We start from the raw sequence: 16,429 nt of genomic DNA, 5'->3' as shown, positions 1-16,429 counted from the left end.
ACTTGGCTTTAACCATGGAGCGGATGCCGGTTTGCGCGCATTCAGTTTTGCCGCTCGGCGATGAAACGGGCGGCGGCGCGCAGAGTATCGGCCTTTGCACCGAACGGCGCCAGCGCGTCATCGGCCTCGGCGATAAGGCGGTCCAGTTTACGCCGGGCGCCGGTCACGCCGAGCGCGGCGACCAGGGTTGCCTTGCCGGCACTGGCATCCTTGCCGGCGGCTTTGCCCAGAATGGCGGTGTCGCCTTCGACGTCGAGCAGGTCGTCCGCGATCTGGAAGGCTTCGCCGATCGCGGCGCCATAGCGTGCGATGGCTGCAGCCGCATTGGCATCGGCGGATCCAAGAAGAGCGCCGGCGCGACAGGCGAAGCGCAACAGCGCGCCGGTTTTCATCGCCTGCAAGGTGACGATCTCGGCTTCGCTGAGGGCGCGCTTGGCCGAGAAGCGACCTTCGGCGGCGAGGTCGAGCATCTGGCCGCCGGCCATGCCGCCGAGCCCGGCGGCGCGGGCGAGCTCCCTGACCAGCGCGATGCGCACCTTGGCGTCGCCGTGGACCTCGTCGCGGGCGAGAATATCGAAGGCCTGCGTCAGCAGCGCGTCGCCGGCGAGAATGGCGGTGGCTTCGTCGAACGCCTTGTGCACGGTCGGCCGGCCGCGGCGCAGGTCGTCATTGTCCATCGCCGGCAGGTCGTCATGGACCAGCGAGTAGCAGTGCAGCAGTTCAAGCGCGGCGCCGGCGAGCAGGGCGCCGTCGCGAGGCGCGTCGAACAGCGCAGCGCTCTCGACGACGAGGAAGGGCCGCAGTCTCTTGCCGCCGCCGAGCGCGGCGTGGCGCATCGCCGCGGTCAGGCGTTGCGGCCGGACCGTCTCGCCCGGCAGCGGCGCATCGCCGAGCAGGCGCCCGAGCAGCGCTTCGGTGTCGGCGGCGACGGCATTGAGGCGGTCGGCGAAGGTCGGGGAACTCATGGTGTCTTGTTAGCCTTGAGGGCGTCACGGTCGCAACCCGAGGCCGCAATCGGCGGTCCGATGGGTTACACTGGCGCCCGTGATCAGTCGTTCGGACTTCCTGCCCTCATTGCGGCCCGGTTTTGCCCGCCGAAAGCGGCCGGTCTGGCGCACGGCGCTGTACGCGGTTCTGGCCGTGCTCCTGGTGCCCTACGCCCTGACGCCGCTCTATGCGGTGGTTAATCCATACTCGACCTTGATGCTCTGGCGCACCCTGACCGGCCAGCGGGTGGTCCAGACCTGGGTGCCGCTGTCGAAAATCGACCCGGATCTCGCGCTGTCCGTGATCGTTGCCGAAGATGGCCGTTTTTGCTCGCATTTTGGTATTGATGTTACCGAAATCCGCGACGCCATCGAAGACGCCGACGGCCTCGACGACGTCCGCGGCGGCTCCACCATCACCCAGCAGGCGGTCAAGAACCTGTTCCTCTGGCAGGGCCGCAGCTACGTTCGCAAGGCGCTGGAACTGCCCTTGGCGCTGTGGTTCGACTTGGTGCTGACGAAACGACGGATCCTTGAGATCTATCTCAACATTGCCGAACTGGGTCCGGACGGCGAATTCGGGGCAGAAGCAGCGGCGAAACGGTCATTCGGACACTCGGCGGCGAACCTCGGACGCTATCAGGCGGCTCTGCTGGCCGCCTCGTTGCCGAATCCCGTGACCCGTGACACCAAGCGCCCGGGGCCGGGTTTGCGGCGTCTGGCGGGACTTTACGAGCGCCGCGCCGGCCGATCGCCGGAGGCGGCCGCCTGTCTGCGGCAACGCCGCTAAATCCCGGCTTTAGGGCTGGATTTGGCGCCTTTGATCCTCTATAAGCCCGGCTCCAAACCGACATTTCGCGCCTATCAGGAGTTCAACCCCATGGCTGTGCCGAAAAGAAAAACGTCGCCGTCGCGTCGCGGCATGCGTCGTTCGGCCGATGCTTTGAAGCAGCCGACCTACGTCGAAGACAAGGATTCGGGCGAGCTGCGCCGTCCGCACCACATCGATCTGAAGACCGGCATGTATCGCGGCCGTCAGGTCCTTAAGGCGAAGACCGAGGCGTAAGACGCCTCTGATCGGCGGGAGGGAAGCTGGCTTATGTACATGCTCGGCTTTCCCCTGCTGTTGGTGCCCTTCGCAATCTACAACATCATTGCGTTCCTCTGGGCCGGCGTGAGCTGGTCGGGGACGGTGTCGTCCGTGCATCTGGTCTCGGGCGGCGAATGGGCCATGTCGGCCGGCGATGTGTTGATTACGTTCTCGCTACTTTTCCTGTTCGCCGAGATCGTGAAGGCGACGCGCATCGGCACCCGCGCGGTGCTCGATCACGGGCTGTCGCTGTTGTTGTTCCTGGCGATGCTCATTGAGTTTCTGCTGGTGGCGCAGGCCGCGACCTCGACCTTCTTTCTTCTCATGGCGATCAGCTTCGTCGATGTGCTGGCCGGCTTCGCCGTGACGCTGCGCACGGCCCAGCGCGATCTCACCGTCGAAAACCTTCCCAACACCTGAACCTCGGTCATGAACCGCGATTTCCAGTTACCCGGCCGTTCGCCGGTCATCGCCTGCGAGGGCATGGCCGCGACCTCTCATCCGCTGGCGACGCTGGCCGCGATCGACACCTTGCGCGACGGCGGCACCGCCGCCGACGCCGCGGTCGCCGCCTGCGCCACCTTGTGCGTGGTCGAACCGCACATGACCGGCATCGGCGGCGACTGCTACGCGCTGGTGTCGAAGCCGGACAAGCCGGTGTGGGGCTATAATGGCTCCGGCCGCGCCGGCGCCAAGGCCTCCGACGAGGCGCTGCGCGCGCAGGGCCTCAAGGAGATCGGCGACTCGATCCATGCCGTCACCGTGCCTGGCGCGCTCGATGCCTGGGACGCAACGCTTAAGGCGCACGGCCGCTTCGGCCTCGACCGCGTGCTCAAGCGCGCCATCCATTACGCCGAGAACGGCTGGCCGGTGGCTTCGAAAGTCGCGTGGGACTGGAATCGTTACGTCGCCAAGCTGGCGAAGGACGCCGGCGCGACCAAACATTACCTGTTCAACGGCCAAGCGCCGCGGGAAGGTGACGTCGTCAAGTCGCCGGCTCTCGGCCAGACCTTGCGCACCCTGGGCGCCAAGGGCGCCCGGGCGTTTTACGAAGGCGAACTTGCCGAGGACATGGCGAGAACGCTCGCCGCCAAGGGCTCGTTCCTTACCGTCGACGATTTCAATGCGCATCGCGGCAACGAGGTCGAGCCGGTGTCGAGCAATTATCGCGGCCTCGACCTCGTCGAGATCCCGCCGAACGGTCAAGGCATCGTCGCCCTGATCATGCTGAACATCCTCGAGACCTTCGACATCAAGTCGCTCGATCCGTGGGGTCCGGAGCGTTTCCATCTGCAGCTCGAGGCCGCGCGTCTCGGTTACGCCGTGCGCGACGCGCATATCGCCGACATCGCGCACATGAAGCAGAGTATCGCCGATCTGATCGACAAGGGTTTCGCCCGCACGCTCGCCGCCAAGATCGACCTCAACAAGCGCGCGGATTTTCCGGATGCGCCGACGCCGGGCGGCGATACGGTCTATCTGTCCGTCGTCGACAAGGACCGCATGGCGGTGTCCTTCATCAACTCGCTGTATTCGGCGTTCGGCCTCGGCGTTTGCACCGAGAAGTCCGGCATCATGCTGACCAACCGCGGCGCCTGCTTCACGCTGGAGCCCGGCCACGTCAACACCTTCGGCCCGAACAAGCGGCCGATGCACACCATCATTCCCGGCATGACCATGAAGGACGGCCGCTGCGACATGAGCTTCGGGGTCATGGGCGGCGCCTATCAGCCGATGGGCCATGCGCAGATCATCATGAACATGCTCGACTACGGCATGGACGTGCAGCAGGCGATCGACTTTCCGCGTTTCATGTTTGAGGACGGCAAGGTGCTTGCCGAGCGCGGCACGCCGCAGGCGACTATCGACGGCCTCAAAGCGCGCGGCCATGTGGTCGCAGAACCGCTCAATCCGTGGGGCGGCGCGCAGACCGTGAAAATCGATTGGCAGCGCGGCGTGCTGATCGGCGGTTCCGAGCCGCGCAAGGACGGCCTCGCGCTGGGGTATTGAGCGCGGCTCAGGCCGCGGCGCGGGTCAGCACATCCGCCTTGCGGCTGACTTGCGCGCCCGGCCTGTCGTAATCGCGCACGAAGCGCCGGCCGGCATCGGTGGCAAAGACAAAAGCGCCCTGACCTTCGAGCAATTTGCGTTCGACGAAGCCGCGTTCGAGCGCGGTTTCCCACACCATCAGCCGCGGACATGACGTGCGCCAGGCGTCGAGCACGTCGCGCTGGCTGCGCGGCTCGCGGACGATCCATTCGACGAGATCGCGCACCAGGGGATCAATGACGTCAGTCATGGCGCCTCGCTTTCTCGAAATCACGAGTCGGCGCAGCCTAGGCCAGATCGAGGAAAAACGGGAGAGCCTCAGCCGCCGGCCAGCCGGGCCATGGCGCGGTAAGCGGCCGTCGCGTCGGCGGGCGAAGCACGGCGGCGCTCGCGGGTTTGCGGCGCGTGATCGCGGGTTGCGATCAGTTGGGCGAGGAAGAGGGCCGGACGGTAGGATGGTGTCGCAGGCTCACGAGCATCCGCCGTCAGAAGGACAACGGAGCGACTCTGTGGCGTCGCATCATCGGCGTCATGGTTGACGAAATCTTGCCGCGACTCAGCGCGCTGCATGCTATCCGATAGCTGCTTGGTGACCTGCTTGCTTGGCTCGATGCGCATCGGGTCAACTCTGTCTCGGAGAGGGACATGGTTCTCGACTTCCCCCTCTGGCTGGCAAGGCCTGTGCCGTTAACGCTTCGTCGTGGTTAAGGGGCAGCAACGCGTCGAATTGTCCAACTTATTTAAGTCTCGCTCGATAGTGTTTGGGATCGCGTAGTTACACACAGACAACGCATCGCATGACGCGGCGTTCCCAAAATGGGACGAAGGGGACATGAGCGAATTCGGCCAAAACGATCGACCGGATGCCGGTGAGATCCTGCGGATGGTCGGCGAGGCCGCTTATGAATGGCGCCTCGACAGCGATGGCCTGACCTGGAGCGCCCATGCCGCCGCGGTGCTCGGCATCGCCGATACCGCGGCGATCGAGACCGGTGCCGGTTTTGCCCGCGTGATCGATGCCAGCGGCGGAGTCAGCCGCCTCGAGGCCATTCAGGCGGCGAATCGGCACGACAGCGGCGACGGCGTCTCCTACGAAGCTCAATACGCCTTCAAACGTCCGGACGGCTCGACGACCTGGCTGGAAGACACCGGCCGCTGGTTCGCCGGCGCCGATGGCAAGCCGGCGCGTGCGTGCGGGGTCGTTCGCGCCATCGACGCCCGCCACGAGCGCGAACAGGAACTGATCAAGCTCGCCAAGTTCGATTCGCTTACTGGCGAACTCAACCGCACCGCGGTCATCGACGTGTTGAGCGCAACGCTCGACGAGACCATCCGCTTTCGAAGTTCGTGCGGCTTCCTGCTCGCCGCCATCGACAATCTCGGCCAGCTCAACGATTCCTACGGCTTCGATATCACCGAGGAGGTCATCGCTCAGGTCGCCAAGCGCATCCGCGCCCGCGTGCGCGGCAAGGATTATTTTGGTCGCATCTCCGGCAATAAGTTCGCTGTTGTGCTGACCAAGTGTACGCCGGACGAACTCACGGTTGCCGCCGATCGGCTGCTCGCAGGCGTGCGCGACGAACCAATCGTCACCTCGGCGGGGCCCGTCGCTGTGACTATCACCATTGGCGGTGTTACCGCGCCGCGCCACGCCGGTACGCTGAGCGAAGTCCTGAGCCGTTCCCAGGACGCGCTGGCTTCGGCGCGCGACAAGCGCCTCGGCTCATTCGCCGCCTATCGTCCCAGCGTCGAGCGCGACGCGCTGCGCAAGGAGAGTCTGCGCGCCACCGACGAGATCATCGCCGCGCTGAATGACCGCCGTATTTCGCTGGCTTTCGAACCGGTCGCGAACGCCGCGCAGCACAGTGTCGCGTTCTACGAGTGTCTCATCCGCGCGCATCGCGAGGACGGCGTCCAGCTCGCCGCCGGCGACATCATCCCGGCCGCCGAACGTCTTGGTCTCGTGCGCATGCTCGATCATCGCGTGCTCGAGCTCGTCGTCGACGAACTGGTGGCGGCGCCGCACCTCTGCACCAGCGTCAACGTCTCCCCCGCCTCCGCGCTCGATCCGGGCTGGTGGTCGGGGCTCGGGGCGATGCTGCGCGCCAATGCCGGCGTCGGCGAACGACTGATTGTCGAGATCACCGAGACGGCGGCGATTCACGATATCGATGACGCGCGTGGCTTCGTGTCCCGCGCCAAGGATTTTGGTTGCCGCATCGCCATCGATGACTTTGGCGCCGGCAACACCTCGTTCCGCAACCTACGCCGGCTCGGCGTCGATATCATCAAGATCGACGGCGCCTTCGTGCAGAATCTAACCAAGTCGGAAGACGATCGCGCTTTCGTGCAAACGATGATCGATCTCGCGCATCGCCTGCGTATCCGTTCAGTAGCGGAATGGGTGCAGGACGAGGAGGCCGCCCGGCTGCTCAGCGGCTGGGGCTGCGATTATCTGCAGGGCGCTTTCGTCGGGCTCGCGTCGAGCGAGCGGCCATGGCTACCCGAAAAAAAAAGTAAATCCGCCGCCGGAGTTTGACCGGCTGGCGGACTTACGGTTTTGCGTGGTGACGCCGTTTCAGGCTGACGGGTTAAGTGCGCCAGCGCTGAGGCAGATCAGTCCTTGCTGCCCATCTTGTCGAGCCGCTTCTGCAGGTCGTCGAGTTGGCGCTTGAGGTCGTCCATCTCGGTTCCGCCTGCGGCAGGAGATGCCTTGTCGGCCGGCTCCGCTGGCTTGTTGCTGGCCTGACGGCCAAACGGCGAGAACATGGCGAAGGTCTTCTCGAACATCTCCATGTTACGGCGAACCTGATCCTCCATCGGACCGAAGCCGCCGACACCGCCGAAAGCCTTCTCCATCTGCTCGCGGAACTTGCCCTGCTGGCTGGTGAGCGTCGACATCGATTGCTCGAGGAAGTGCGGCACCATCATCTGCATGCTGTCGCCGTAGAAGCGAATCAACTGCCGCAGGAACGCGATCGGCAGAAGGCTTTGGCCTTCCTTGTTCTCCTGCTCGAAAATGATCTGCGCCAAAACCGAGCGGGTGATGTCCTCACCGCTCTTGGCGTCAAAGACGACGAAGTCTTCGCCGTTCTTGACCATCACGGCGAGGTCTTCGAGGGTTACGTACGTGCTTGTTCCGGTATTATATAGCCGCCGGTTGGCGTATTTCTTGATCGTGACCGGCTGTTTTTCGTCTGCCATGGGATCACACATTTCCTCCGCCCAGCCATAAGCATAGCCGCATAAGGACAGAATGGGCCAGTCGTTTTATGGCGGCGCGGTAAACTTCACGCGCAGCGCACCATCCCTTGCGCAAGGGGCCGGAAAAGGCCATTTCCAAGCATAATTCGAATGGTAGCCGTTGTTGACAGGCCGGGGTGGCCTGTCGAGGATGCGGCACCGCCAAAATGGCCAGTCAGAGCCCTTCCGCCCCGTTTGAGGAGTTTCCGATGAAAGACGATGTCGTCATTGTCAGCGCCGCCCGCACGCCGGTTGGCTCGTTTAACGGCGCATTTGCCAATGTCCCGGCGCATGAATTGGGGAAAACGGCCATTTCCGCAGCGCTTGAGCGCGCGGGAGTCGAGGGCGACCGCGTCAGCGAAGTGATCATGGGCCAGATCCTCACCGCGGCGCAGGGCCAGAACCCGGCCCGCCAGGCGTCGATCGCTGCCGGTATCCCCGTCGAAAGCCCAGCCTGGGGCGTAAACCAGCTCTGCGGCTCCGGCCTGCGTTCGGTCGCGCTCGGCTATCAGGCCATTCTCAACGGCGACAGCGACATCGTGGTCGCGGGCGGCCAGGAATCGATGAGCATGGCGCCGCATGCGCAGTACCTGCGCGGCGGCGTGAAGATGGGCTCGTTCGAGTTGGTCGACACCATGATCAAGGACGGCCTGTGGGATGCCTTCAACGGCTACCACATGGGCAACACCGCGGAGAACGTCGCCAAGCAATGGCAAATCACCCGCCAGCAGCAGGACGAGTTCGCGGTGGCTTCGCAGAACAAGGCCGAGGCGGCGATGAAGGCCGGCAAGTTCAAGGATGAGATCGTGCCGGTCACCATCAAGGGCCGCAAGGGCGACACCGTCGTCGACACCGACGAATATCCGAAGGCTGGCGTGACTCTCGAGGGCATCGCCAAGCTGCGTCCCGCGTTCGACAAGGAAGGCACCGTCACCGCGGCCAGCGCCTCGGGCATCAATGACGGCGCCGCCGCCGTCGTGCTGATGCGCGCGTCGGAAGCCGCCAAGCTCGGCAAGACGCCGCTCGCGCGCATCGTGTCGTGGGCTCAGGCTGGCGTCGATCCCAAGATCATGGGCACGGGTCCGATCCCGGCATCGCGCAGCGCGCTCAAGAAGGCCGGCTGGAGCCATCAGGACCTCGATCTGATCGAAGCCAACGAAGCCTTCGCGGCGCAGGCCTGCGCGGTGAACAAGGATCTCGGCTGGGATACCTCGAAGGTCAACGTCAATGGCGGCGCCATTGCCATCGGTCATCCGATCGGCGCGTCGGGCGCCCGCGTCCTGGTGACGCTGCTCCACGAAATGCAGAAGCGCGATGCCAAGAAGGGCCTTGCCACGCTCTGCATCGGCGGCGGCATGGGTATCGCGATGTGCGTCGAGCGGTAACTCGACGCAGCAAGGGAGGGCGTGTGGGGCGGTAACGTCCACGTGCCGTTCATTGCGGCGCACAAATGCGACAACTTTATCTGCGACAACTTGATTTGCGTCATGGCCGGGCTTGCCCCGGCCATTCACGTATCTAAGCTGTCATCAACGAGCCGTCGAAGCCCGGCACAAGAATTGCTCCGCCAAGGGGCTCATTGCCGGGTCTCGTGGCAAGAAAATCTGGGAGAGGGGAATGTCTCGCGTTGCATTGGTGACTGGCGGAACCCGCGGTATCGGAGCCGCGATTTCGAAAGCGCTCAAGGACAAGGGTTACAAGGTTGCGGCGAGTTACGCCGGCAACGACGAGGCCGCGCAGAAGTTCAAGGCCGAGACCGGCATTCCTGTCTTCAAATGGGATGTGTCGTCGTACGAGGCGTGCGGGGCCGGCATCAAGCAGGTCGAGGCCGAGGTCGGCCCGATCGATGTCCTGATCAACAATGCCGGCATCACCAAGGACGGTATGTTCCACCGTATGACGCCTGAGCAGTGGAATCAGGTGATCGGCACCAATCTCGGTTCGCTGTTCAACATGACGCGGCAGGTCTGGGAAGGCATGCGCGCGCGCAAGTTTGGCCGCGTCGTCAACATCTCATCCATCAATGGTCAGAAGGGCCAGATGGGCCAGGTGAACTATTCCGCCGCCAAGGCGGGAGAAATCGGCTTCACCAAGGCGCTGGCCCAGGAAGGCGCCAAGGCCGGCATCACCGTCAACGCCATCTGCCCGGGCTACATCAACACCGAAATGGTGCAGGCGGTGCCGAAAGACGTGCTTGAGAAGTCGATCCTGCCGCAGATCCCGATCGGCCGGCTCGGCGAGCCGGAGGAGATCGCGCGCTGCGTCGTCTTCCTGGCGGCCGACGACGCCGGCCTGATCACCGGTGCCACGCTGACGGCGAATGGCGGGCAGTATTTCGCGTAACGGGCGGCTTTCGCCCCGCGTCCAGTTTCGCTAGATCAGACGGCCCGCCCGGTCACACGGGCGGGCCGTTTTGCATTCGTCACAGGGAGCCTTGCCATGAGCACCAACCGCGTCCACCGCATCGCCGTCATTCCGGGCGATGGCATCGGCAAGGAGGTCGTGCCGGAGGGCGTGCGCGTGCTCGAGGCGGCGGCGAAGAAATTCGGCTTCAAGCTCGAACTCGACGACTTCGACTTCGCTTCCTGCGACTACTACGAAAAGCACGGCCGCATGATGCCGGAGGACTGGAAGGAGCAGATCGGCAAGCACGACGCCATCTTCTTCGGCGCCGTCGGCATGCCGGACAAGGTCCCGGATCACATCTCGCTGTGGGGTTCGCTGATCCTGTTCCGCCGCGAGTTCGACCAGTACGTCAACCTGCGTCCGGTGCGGCTGATGCCCGGCGTGCCGTCGCCGCTGGCGGGCCGCAAGCCCGGTGATATCGATTTCTGGGTGGTGCGCGAGAACACCGAGGGCGAATACTCGGCGATTGGCGGACGCATGTTCCCCGGCACCGACCGCGAGGTCGTGGTGCAGGAGACGGTGATGAGCCGCACCGGCGTCGATCGCGTCTTGAAATTTGCCTTCGAGCTCGCCAAATCGACACCGAAGAAGCACCTGACGTCCGCGACCAAGTCGAACGGCATCGCCATCACCATGCCGTACTGGGACGAGCGCGTGAAGGAGATGGCGAAGAACTATCCGGACGTGAAGTGGAATCAGTTCCACATCGACATCCTCACCGCGCGCTTCGTCATGAATCCGGACTGGTTCAACGTCGTCGTCGCCTCGAACCTGTTCGGCGACATCCTGTCCGACCTCGGTCCGGCCTGCACCGGCACCATCGGCATCGCGCCGTCCGGCAACATCAATCCCGAGCGCAAATATCCGTCGGTGTTCGAGCCGGTGCACGGCTCGGCGCCCGACATCTACGGCCAGGGTATCGCCAATCCGATCGGGCAGATCTGGTCCGGCGCGATGATGCTCGACCATCTCGGCGAGCACGAGGCGTCGAAAGCCATCGTCAAGGCGATCGAGACTGTGCTGGCTCAGGACAAGCTGCGCACGCGCGATCTCAAGGGTCCGGCGAGCACCAGCGAGTGCGGCAAGGCGATCGCCGACGCGCTGGCGTAAGGCGCGTCACCAGCCAAACGCAGGCGTAAGCCTGCGTTTACCATCCAAAGCGCAGGCCGCCCATACCGGCGAAGCTGCGTGAGCTGCTCGACAGTTCGCTGTTGAGGCTGGCGAACAGCGAGGCGCGCTCGTTCAAGGCGAGCGTGGCGCCGCCTTCGAGCCGCAGCGCGTTGGCGGCGGCGCTGGCGCCTTCGGCCGTGAAGCTACCGCCGGGAATATTGATGAAGGTCGCGCTGATGCTGCGCGTCGTGTCGAACTCGTGCACCCACGAGGCGCGCACGAACGGCGACAGGGTCGTGCCGTTGGCAAATGCAAAGCGGCCATCGACCTGCAGGCCGAGGAAGCTGGGGAAGGACGACACGCGGTTCGACTGATAGGTCAGGCCGAGAATGCCCGGCGCGCCGGTGCTCGTCGTTGAGTTTTCGCTATAGCCCTGCTGCCACAGCGCCGTCGGCGCGATGGCGGCAAACGGCGTCAGCGTGTAGCCCTTCATCGCGTAGCGCCAGCCGAGTTCGAGGCGCCCGCCGAGCTGGTCGCTGTCGAAACTGCCCTTGGCCGTTTCGGCGGCGCCGATGCCGCTGATGGTGCGGTCGGTGTCGTTATTGGCGTGGGCGTAATGCAGCGCCGCGGCGAGATAGGCGGCGCCGAAGGTCTTCAACGCATAGACGCCGAGATGGCCTGCGTCGGAGTGGCCGTTGGTGGAAAGGCTCGACGCCGAGAAGCGCGACGAACTGGCGCCGACCGCAGCGCCGATCAGCAGGTCCGGCGCGATTTGGCGATCGACGCCGAAGAGACCGCCGGCCGCATCGACACGCTGATCGGCGGCGCCATATTGGCCGTCGATCGAGCGCGTAGCGCCGAATCCGGCACCCCACACGCGCCAGCGTCCTTCACTCGGCCGCATCGCCGCGAACGCGTCGGCGCCGGGCCTGTTGGCGAATTTGTTCTGCCCGGCCGGCGCATAGCCGAGGCCGCCGAACGTCACGCCCGGCGCACCGCCGCTGCGGCTCAGCCAGGCCATCCCCTGCTGCAGCATGGCGACGCTGAATAGGTCGCCAACATTGAAGGCTGCGTTCTGGCTGGCGGCGGTGCCGGCGCCCGACAGTTGATCGAGGGCGCCGGCCGAGCCGTAAGCGAGAAGGTTGGCGTAGAACCGCCCGGCCGGGCTCGAGGGATCGATCGATGATGAATAGCCCCGCTCGAGGGCGTCACCCACGGCTTTCTGGTTCGGCGTCTCGCCCGGCAGGCCGCCGAAGGCGATGCGATCGAGCTGCAGGCTCATGGCTGTGTAGGACGTGGCGTCGCCGGTATCGTAGATCGGCGTTACCGTGAAGAACGACGACGTCGCCACGAAGCTGTTGAACGTCGTGACGATGCGACTGGCGCCACTGCCGGTCAGCGACACCGCGGTGTCGGTGGTGGTCCGGTTGGCATAGATGCCTGGCTGGATCGCCACGCGCAATGTGCCGGCGAGCGTGATCGTATCGCCCAGCAGGCTGTCAATTGGCGCCGGCGAGCCGGGCATGACGCGGAGCGACAGAATGCCGGTCGCGGTCTGCGTGAACGTTCCGCCGCCGCCGTGAGCGAAATCACTGATGTTGAAGTTGAACGGTCCGATCGGCTGCACCGCGTTCGTATCGGTGATGGTGATCAGGCCGCTGTTGACGAAGTTGGTCGATGGACCTTCAGCCTGGATCTTGCCGTCGAGTGTGCCGGAATTCGTGATCGTGGTTGTCGTGCAACTGCATGTGAAGATGCTGTAGCCGTTGCTGCCGGTGCCATCGCCGTAAGCGCGAATCGTGCCGGTATTGATGAGCGAACCGTTGTCGACGAAGTTGACGCCGATGCCGCCCGTGCCCGCGATGACCATGCCTGAGTTGGTGACGGCAGGACCCGTAAAGTTGCTACCGCTGACCGGGAACGTGATCTGGATGCCAGTGCCGCCGGCGCCGACCGAAATGGTACCGGTGTTGTTGAGCGTGGTGCCGTCGCCCGCCGCACGAATGCCAAGCCCGGCGGTCCCCACGGTGATCGATCCGGAGTTGAGAATCGTCGAGCCGGCTTCGAGCGCGTAAATGCCAACCGGAAATGTGGTCGAATCGCCGTTGCCGACGATGATCGTGCCGGTGTTGGTAATCGCCGCCGGTCCGAAGGCCACCATGCCGATGGGAATCGAAACGCTCGGAATCGCATCGCCGATGATGATGGTACCGTTGTTCGTCAGCGTCGCATCCGGAGGGAACACGAATTGTGAACCCGATGCCATGCCGTACGAACCGTTGCCGCCTCTGATCGTGGCCCCGCTGGCGTTGATCAGCGTGTTGCCGGTATAGGAGCCGCCGCCGCCCAGCGGATCGTCGATGGCCATGCCGGCGGCCAGATTGCCAACCCGGATTGAGCCCGTGTTGGTGACGGTGTTGTTACTGCCGGAAACCAGGATGCCGTAAGAGAAGAACGTCAGGCCGCTGAAGTTGCCGTTGCCGACGACGATCTGCCCGGCGTTCTGAATTTGATTGTTGTCGGCTCCCGCGAAAATGCCGAAACCGTTATCGCCGGTCTGGATCAACGCGCCGGCGCTGTTTGTGATCTGGTTGCTGCAGCAGGCAAAGATGCCTTGCGCATAGTTGCCGACGACGATCGAGCCATTATTGATGATCCGGCTGTTGTTTTGCGCGGCGATGCCACTGGCATCGAACGGGTAGGGCGAAGAGCCGCTGCCATTGCCGACGACAATCATATTGTTATTGGTAATGTCGGCGTCATCTCCGAAAGACTGGATGCCGAACACCTGACCGCCACCGCTGGCATTGCCGGCGCTGATCGATCCGTTGTTGATCGCGGTGTTGCCATCACCGAAGAAAAACATGCCGCCGCTGAAGCTGCCGGTCGAGTCACCGGCGGAAATCGATCCGGCATTCGTGACCAGGTTCTGGGCATTGAGGAAAATGCCGATCGCGTCCGGTCCAACCGCGATCGAAGCGCCCGGGAGCACATTGACGGTGATATTACTTTCCGCGCCGGTGCCGATCGTCGTCGTCTGCGGACCGCCCGCCGGCGAGCAGGTGACGGTGGAGCCGCTGATCAGGCAATCCGCGCGGGCGGATGATGTCGACAGCAGCATCACGGACAGGGCAATTCCCGCCGCAATCAGCCACGCGGCGGCGCCATCCTGACGAAGGATCGGCGCTTGACTGAACATAACGCTATACGCCCCTTTGACCGGCCGTCCCGGCTGCCCGCCGCCGGTTTTTAGCATGGCTATTTAAATACCGGTAGCGCCCCGGTTGTAGACTCATGTTTATTCCCAATGGATAGGCTATTTCCCGGGGCAAAATCGTGGATTGCCCACAGCGGCCGATGTCGCCGAATTGTGCTCGCCCCGCAGTTTTCGTATTCGCTAAGTGACATGTCTTCTTTTCACGCAACGCTCATCGGTTTTTCTGCGATCCTGATGTGGTCGCTGCTGGCGCTGTTGACGGTCGCCTCAGGCACAGTGCCGGCGTTCCAGCTCGCGGCGATGACCTTTGCCATCGGCGGCGCGATCGGCGCTGCCTGGGTCACTTGGAGCGGTGCCTGGGGCGCCCTGCGGCAGAGCCCGAAGGCCTGGGCGCTCGGCGTGGGCGGCCTGTTCGGCTATCACGCGCTCTATTTTCTGTCGCTGCGTCTGGCGCCGCCGGCCGAAGCCGGTCTGGTGAATTACCTGTGGCCCTTGCTCATCGTGCTGTTCTCAGGCCTGCTGCCGGGTGAGCGGCTGCGCTGGTACTCGGTCGCCGGTGCGCTCATTGGCTTCATCGGCACGGCGGTGCTGTTCATCGGTAAGGGCTTTTCGCTGACGCCGGGTGCGGGTGCCGGCTATCTCGCGGCCTTCATGGCGGCCTTCGTATGGTCCGGCTATTCGGTGCTGTCGCGCCGCTTCGCGGCTGTGCCGACGGCGGTAGTCGCCGGCTACTGCCTCGTGACCGCGATAATGGCGACGCTCAGCCATCTCGCCTTCGAGACGACGGTATGGCCGCAGGACGCCGAGCAGTGGGAGGCGATCATCGCGCTCGGCGTTGGTCCGGTCGGCGCCGCGTTCTATGCCTGGGACATCGGCGTCAAGCGCGGCGATATCCGCCTGCTTGGCGTCAGCTCCTACGCTGCGCCCGTCCTGTCGACGGCGTTCCTGGTGCTCGCCGGCTTTGCCGAAGCGCGCATCACGCTGGCGCTCGCTGCTCTGCTCATCGCCGGCGGCGGATTGCTCGCGGCCAAGGACATGTTGCGGAGGAAATGAAGTGTCATTCCGGGCGTGGACCGAAGGGCCTGCTCGGTTCGTTCGCTCCCGGATTGACGGCTAAGGTTTCCACCCCACCGGCGCGAGTTCAAAGCCTTCGAACTGGAAGCCCGGCGCCACGGTACAGCCGACCAGAGTCCAGTCGCCGAGCGATTCAGCGGCCTGCCAGGCGCGGGCCGGCACCGTTACCTGGGGCACTTCGTCATTATGGATGTCGCCGCCGAGCCGGATGATTTCTTCCTTCGCGCCGTCGACGATTTTCAGCTGCAGCGGCGCGCCGGCGTGCCAATGCCAGATCTCCACGGCATCGACACGGTGCCAGTGCGAGCGCTCGCCCTTCGCCAGTAAAAACAGGATCGCGGTCGAGGCGGCGCGGCCATCGACCAGATGGCTGTCGCGAAATGTCTCACGATAATGGCCGCCTTCCGGATGCGGCTTGAGCGCGAGCTTCCTGATGATGTCGGCGGCAGTGGGCGGAGTCGGCATATCGGCATTATTAGCAGAGCGCGCGCCAAATCTCATCCCATTCGCGCGTTCGGCGGCCGGTACGATTGCTCCGGTATTTCCCCGAGTTTGGAGTGGTGGAGCTTGCCGGGTGCAAGGCCGTAGAACTGCTGGAAGCTCATGATCAGCGGCCGCCACTTGTCGGGATCGATACGGTTGGCCTCGCCGTCCATCAGGATCGAACGATCGGCATGGACGCGGACGATGCGCATTTCGAAGGCGCGCACCCTGCCGGCCCAAACAGGGTCGAGGGCGGCCATTTCGTGCACACTCTCAAGCCGGGCCTCCAGTTGCACCGGACATTCCAGCACGCGCGGTGCGGCGACGGCTTCGCCGTTGATGGCGGTCAGGCCGGCGGTCTCGAATTTCTGCTTTTCGTAGCGATAGCCCCGCGAGACCTTGCCAGGCGGCACAGGATTCGAACCCGTCGTCCGCGCGATACGATCGACGGCGTCCGCCATGTCGTCGGATGGCAGATTGATGACGCACTCTCCGGTACGGATCATGTTCTGCGGCGTCTTGGACGCGATCGCCAGCCCGAGGACGGCGCGCCAGCCGAGCCACCAGACCGACGACATCGGCGCCAGATTCGGTGTGCCGTCCTCGTTGCGCGTGCCGATCAGGGCAACCGGTGTGCCGAAGTAGAGAATGGACGGCTCGATGACCGCGAGTCCGTCGTGCTGAGGGAAAGATACGGATGGCATGCTGACCTCGATTGAACGTGAGGCCCGTGAGGTACGGCGCGACGTGCCCGCGCTCGACCCGTTTTAT

Annotated in this window: 16 protein-coding genes; 9 read left to right on the top strand and 7 right to left on the bottom strand. The window is 64.3% G+C overall.

What is annotated here, in order from left to right; genetic code table 11:
• Positions 1-41 precede the first annotated feature (41 nt).
• Entirely contained in the window at positions 42-965 is a 924-nt protein-coding gene (locus ASD45_RS22465; RefSeq protein WP_056913918.1) for a polyprenyl synthetase family protein, read from the bottom strand.
• A gap of 109 nt (positions 966-1,074) precedes the next feature.
• Here ASD45_RS22465 and mtgA point away from each other — a divergent pair, with 109 nt between their 5' ends.
• The 4 genes from mtgA (at position 1,075) to ggt (ending at position 4,086) form a co-directional block, all read left to right on the top strand.
• Positions 1,075-1,776, top strand: a complete 702-nt coding sequence (gene mtgA, locus ASD45_RS22460) for a monofunctional biosynthetic peptidoglycan transglycosylase (protein WP_056914007.1) — start codon at positions 1,075-1,077, stop codon at positions 1,774-1,776.
• 90 nt (positions 1,777-1,866) lie between these two features.
• A complete protein-coding gene (rpmF, locus tag ASD45_RS22455) occupies positions 1,867-2,052 on the top strand; it encodes a 50S ribosomal protein L32 (protein WP_056914006.1) in 186 nt (61 codons plus the stop codon).
• Between the two features lie 33 nt (positions 2,053-2,085).
• Positions 2,086-2,496 carry a hypothetical protein gene (locus ASD45_RS22450; protein ID WP_056913917.1) on the top strand — a complete coding sequence of 137 codons (411 nt, stop codon included), beginning with the start codon at positions 2,086-2,088 and terminating at the stop codon, positions 2,494-2,496.
• A 9-nt stretch (positions 2,497-2,505) separates the two neighbouring features.
• The gene (gene ggt, locus ASD45_RS22445) at positions 2,506-4,086 is read left to right on the top strand and encodes a gamma-glutamyltransferase (protein WP_056913916.1); all 1,581 of its coding nucleotides are present in this window, start codon (positions 2,506-2,508) and stop codon (positions 4,084-4,086) included.
• Between the two features lie 7 nt (positions 4,087-4,093).
• On the opposite strand, the gene ASD45_RS22440 is transcribed toward ggt, so the two are convergent.
• Positions 4,094-4,375, bottom strand: coding sequence for a hypothetical protein (locus ASD45_RS22440; RefSeq protein WP_156381045.1), 282 nt, complete (start codon positions 4,373-4,375; stop codon positions 4,094-4,096).
• 68 nt (positions 4,376-4,443) lie between these two features.
• Entirely contained in the window at positions 4,444-4,743 is a 300-nt protein-coding gene (locus tag ASD45_RS23885; RefSeq protein ID WP_056913915.1) for a hypothetical protein, read from the bottom strand.
• Positions 4,744-4,957: 214 nt separating this feature from the next.
• On the opposite strand from ASD45_RS23885, the gene ASD45_RS22430 reads away from it, so the two are divergent.
• The gene (locus ASD45_RS22430; RefSeq protein WP_056913914.1) at positions 4,958-6,664 is read left to right on the top strand and encodes a bifunctional diguanylate cyclase/phosphodiesterase; all 1,707 of its coding nucleotides are present in this window, start codon (positions 4,958-4,960) and stop codon (positions 6,662-6,664) included.
• 77 nt (positions 6,665-6,741) lie between these two features.
• Here the strand turns inward: ASD45_RS22430 and phaR are convergent, their stop codons facing one another.
• Positions 6,742-7,329: a polyhydroxyalkanoate synthesis repressor PhaR gene (gene phaR, locus ASD45_RS22425; protein ID WP_056913913.1), complete on the bottom strand. Its 588-nt coding sequence runs from the start codon at positions 7,327-7,329 to the stop codon at positions 6,742-6,744.
• A 248-nt stretch (positions 7,330-7,577) separates the two neighbouring features.
• Here phaR and ASD45_RS22420 point away from each other — a divergent pair, with 248 nt between their 5' ends.
• The 3 genes from ASD45_RS22420 to ASD45_RS22410 all read left to right on the top strand — a co-directional run bounded on the left by ASD45_RS22420 (position 7,578) and on the right by ASD45_RS22410 (position 10,884).
• A complete protein-coding gene (locus ASD45_RS22420) occupies positions 7,578-8,753 on the top strand; it encodes an acetyl-CoA C-acetyltransferase (protein WP_056913912.1) in 1,176 nt (391 codons plus the stop codon).
• A gap of 232 nt (positions 8,754-8,985) precedes the next feature.
• Positions 8,986-9,711 (top strand): acetoacetyl-CoA reductase, encoded by a 726-nt coding sequence (gene phbB / locus ASD45_RS22415; protein WP_056913911.1) that lies wholly within the window; start codon positions 8,986-8,988, stop codon positions 9,709-9,711.
• Between the two features lie 96 nt (positions 9,712-9,807).
• Positions 9,808-10,884 (top strand): tartrate dehydrogenase, encoded by a 1,077-nt coding sequence (locus tag ASD45_RS22410; RefSeq protein ID WP_056913910.1) that lies wholly within the window; start codon positions 9,808-9,810, stop codon positions 10,882-10,884.
• Positions 10,885-10,921: 37 nt separating this feature from the next.
• Here ASD45_RS22410 and ASD45_RS22405 read toward each other — a convergent pair whose 3' ends face one another.
• Positions 10,922-14,083 (bottom strand): autotransporter outer membrane beta-barrel domain-containing protein, encoded by a 3,162-nt coding sequence (locus ASD45_RS22405; protein ID WP_056913909.1) that lies wholly within the window; start codon positions 14,081-14,083, stop codon positions 10,922-10,924.
• 207 nt (positions 14,084-14,290) lie between these two features.
• Between ASD45_RS22405 and ASD45_RS22400 the strand changes: the two genes are divergently transcribed.
• Positions 14,291-15,154: an EamA family transporter gene (locus ASD45_RS22400; protein WP_056913908.1), complete on the top strand. Its 864-nt coding sequence runs from the start codon at positions 14,291-14,293 to the stop codon at positions 15,152-15,154.
• A 60-nt stretch (positions 15,155-15,214) separates the two neighbouring features.
• On the opposite strand, the gene ASD45_RS22395 is transcribed toward ASD45_RS22400, so the two are convergent.
• Together ASD45_RS22395 and ASD45_RS22390 are read right to left on the bottom strand one after the other, a co-directional pair.
• The gene (locus tag ASD45_RS22395; protein ID WP_056913907.1) at positions 15,215-15,640 is read right to left on the bottom strand and encodes a cupin domain-containing protein; all 426 of its coding nucleotides are present in this window, start codon (positions 15,638-15,640) and stop codon (positions 15,215-15,217) included.
• 32 nt (positions 15,641-15,672) lie between these two features.
• Positions 15,673-16,362 (bottom strand): flavin reductase family protein, encoded by a 690-nt coding sequence (locus tag ASD45_RS22390; protein ID WP_056913906.1) that lies wholly within the window; start codon positions 16,360-16,362, stop codon positions 15,673-15,675.
• Positions 16,363-16,429 lie beyond the last annotated feature (67 nt).

Origin of the sequence: Pseudolabrys sp. Root1462 (assembly GCF_001426945.1) — a bacterium.
Lineage (GTDB): Bacteria > Pseudomonadota > Alphaproteobacteria > Rhizobiales > Xanthobacteraceae > Pseudolabrys.
The sequence above is the reverse complement of the archived record's forward strand: the minus strand, read 5'-3'. Positions and strand labels throughout refer to the sequence as shown.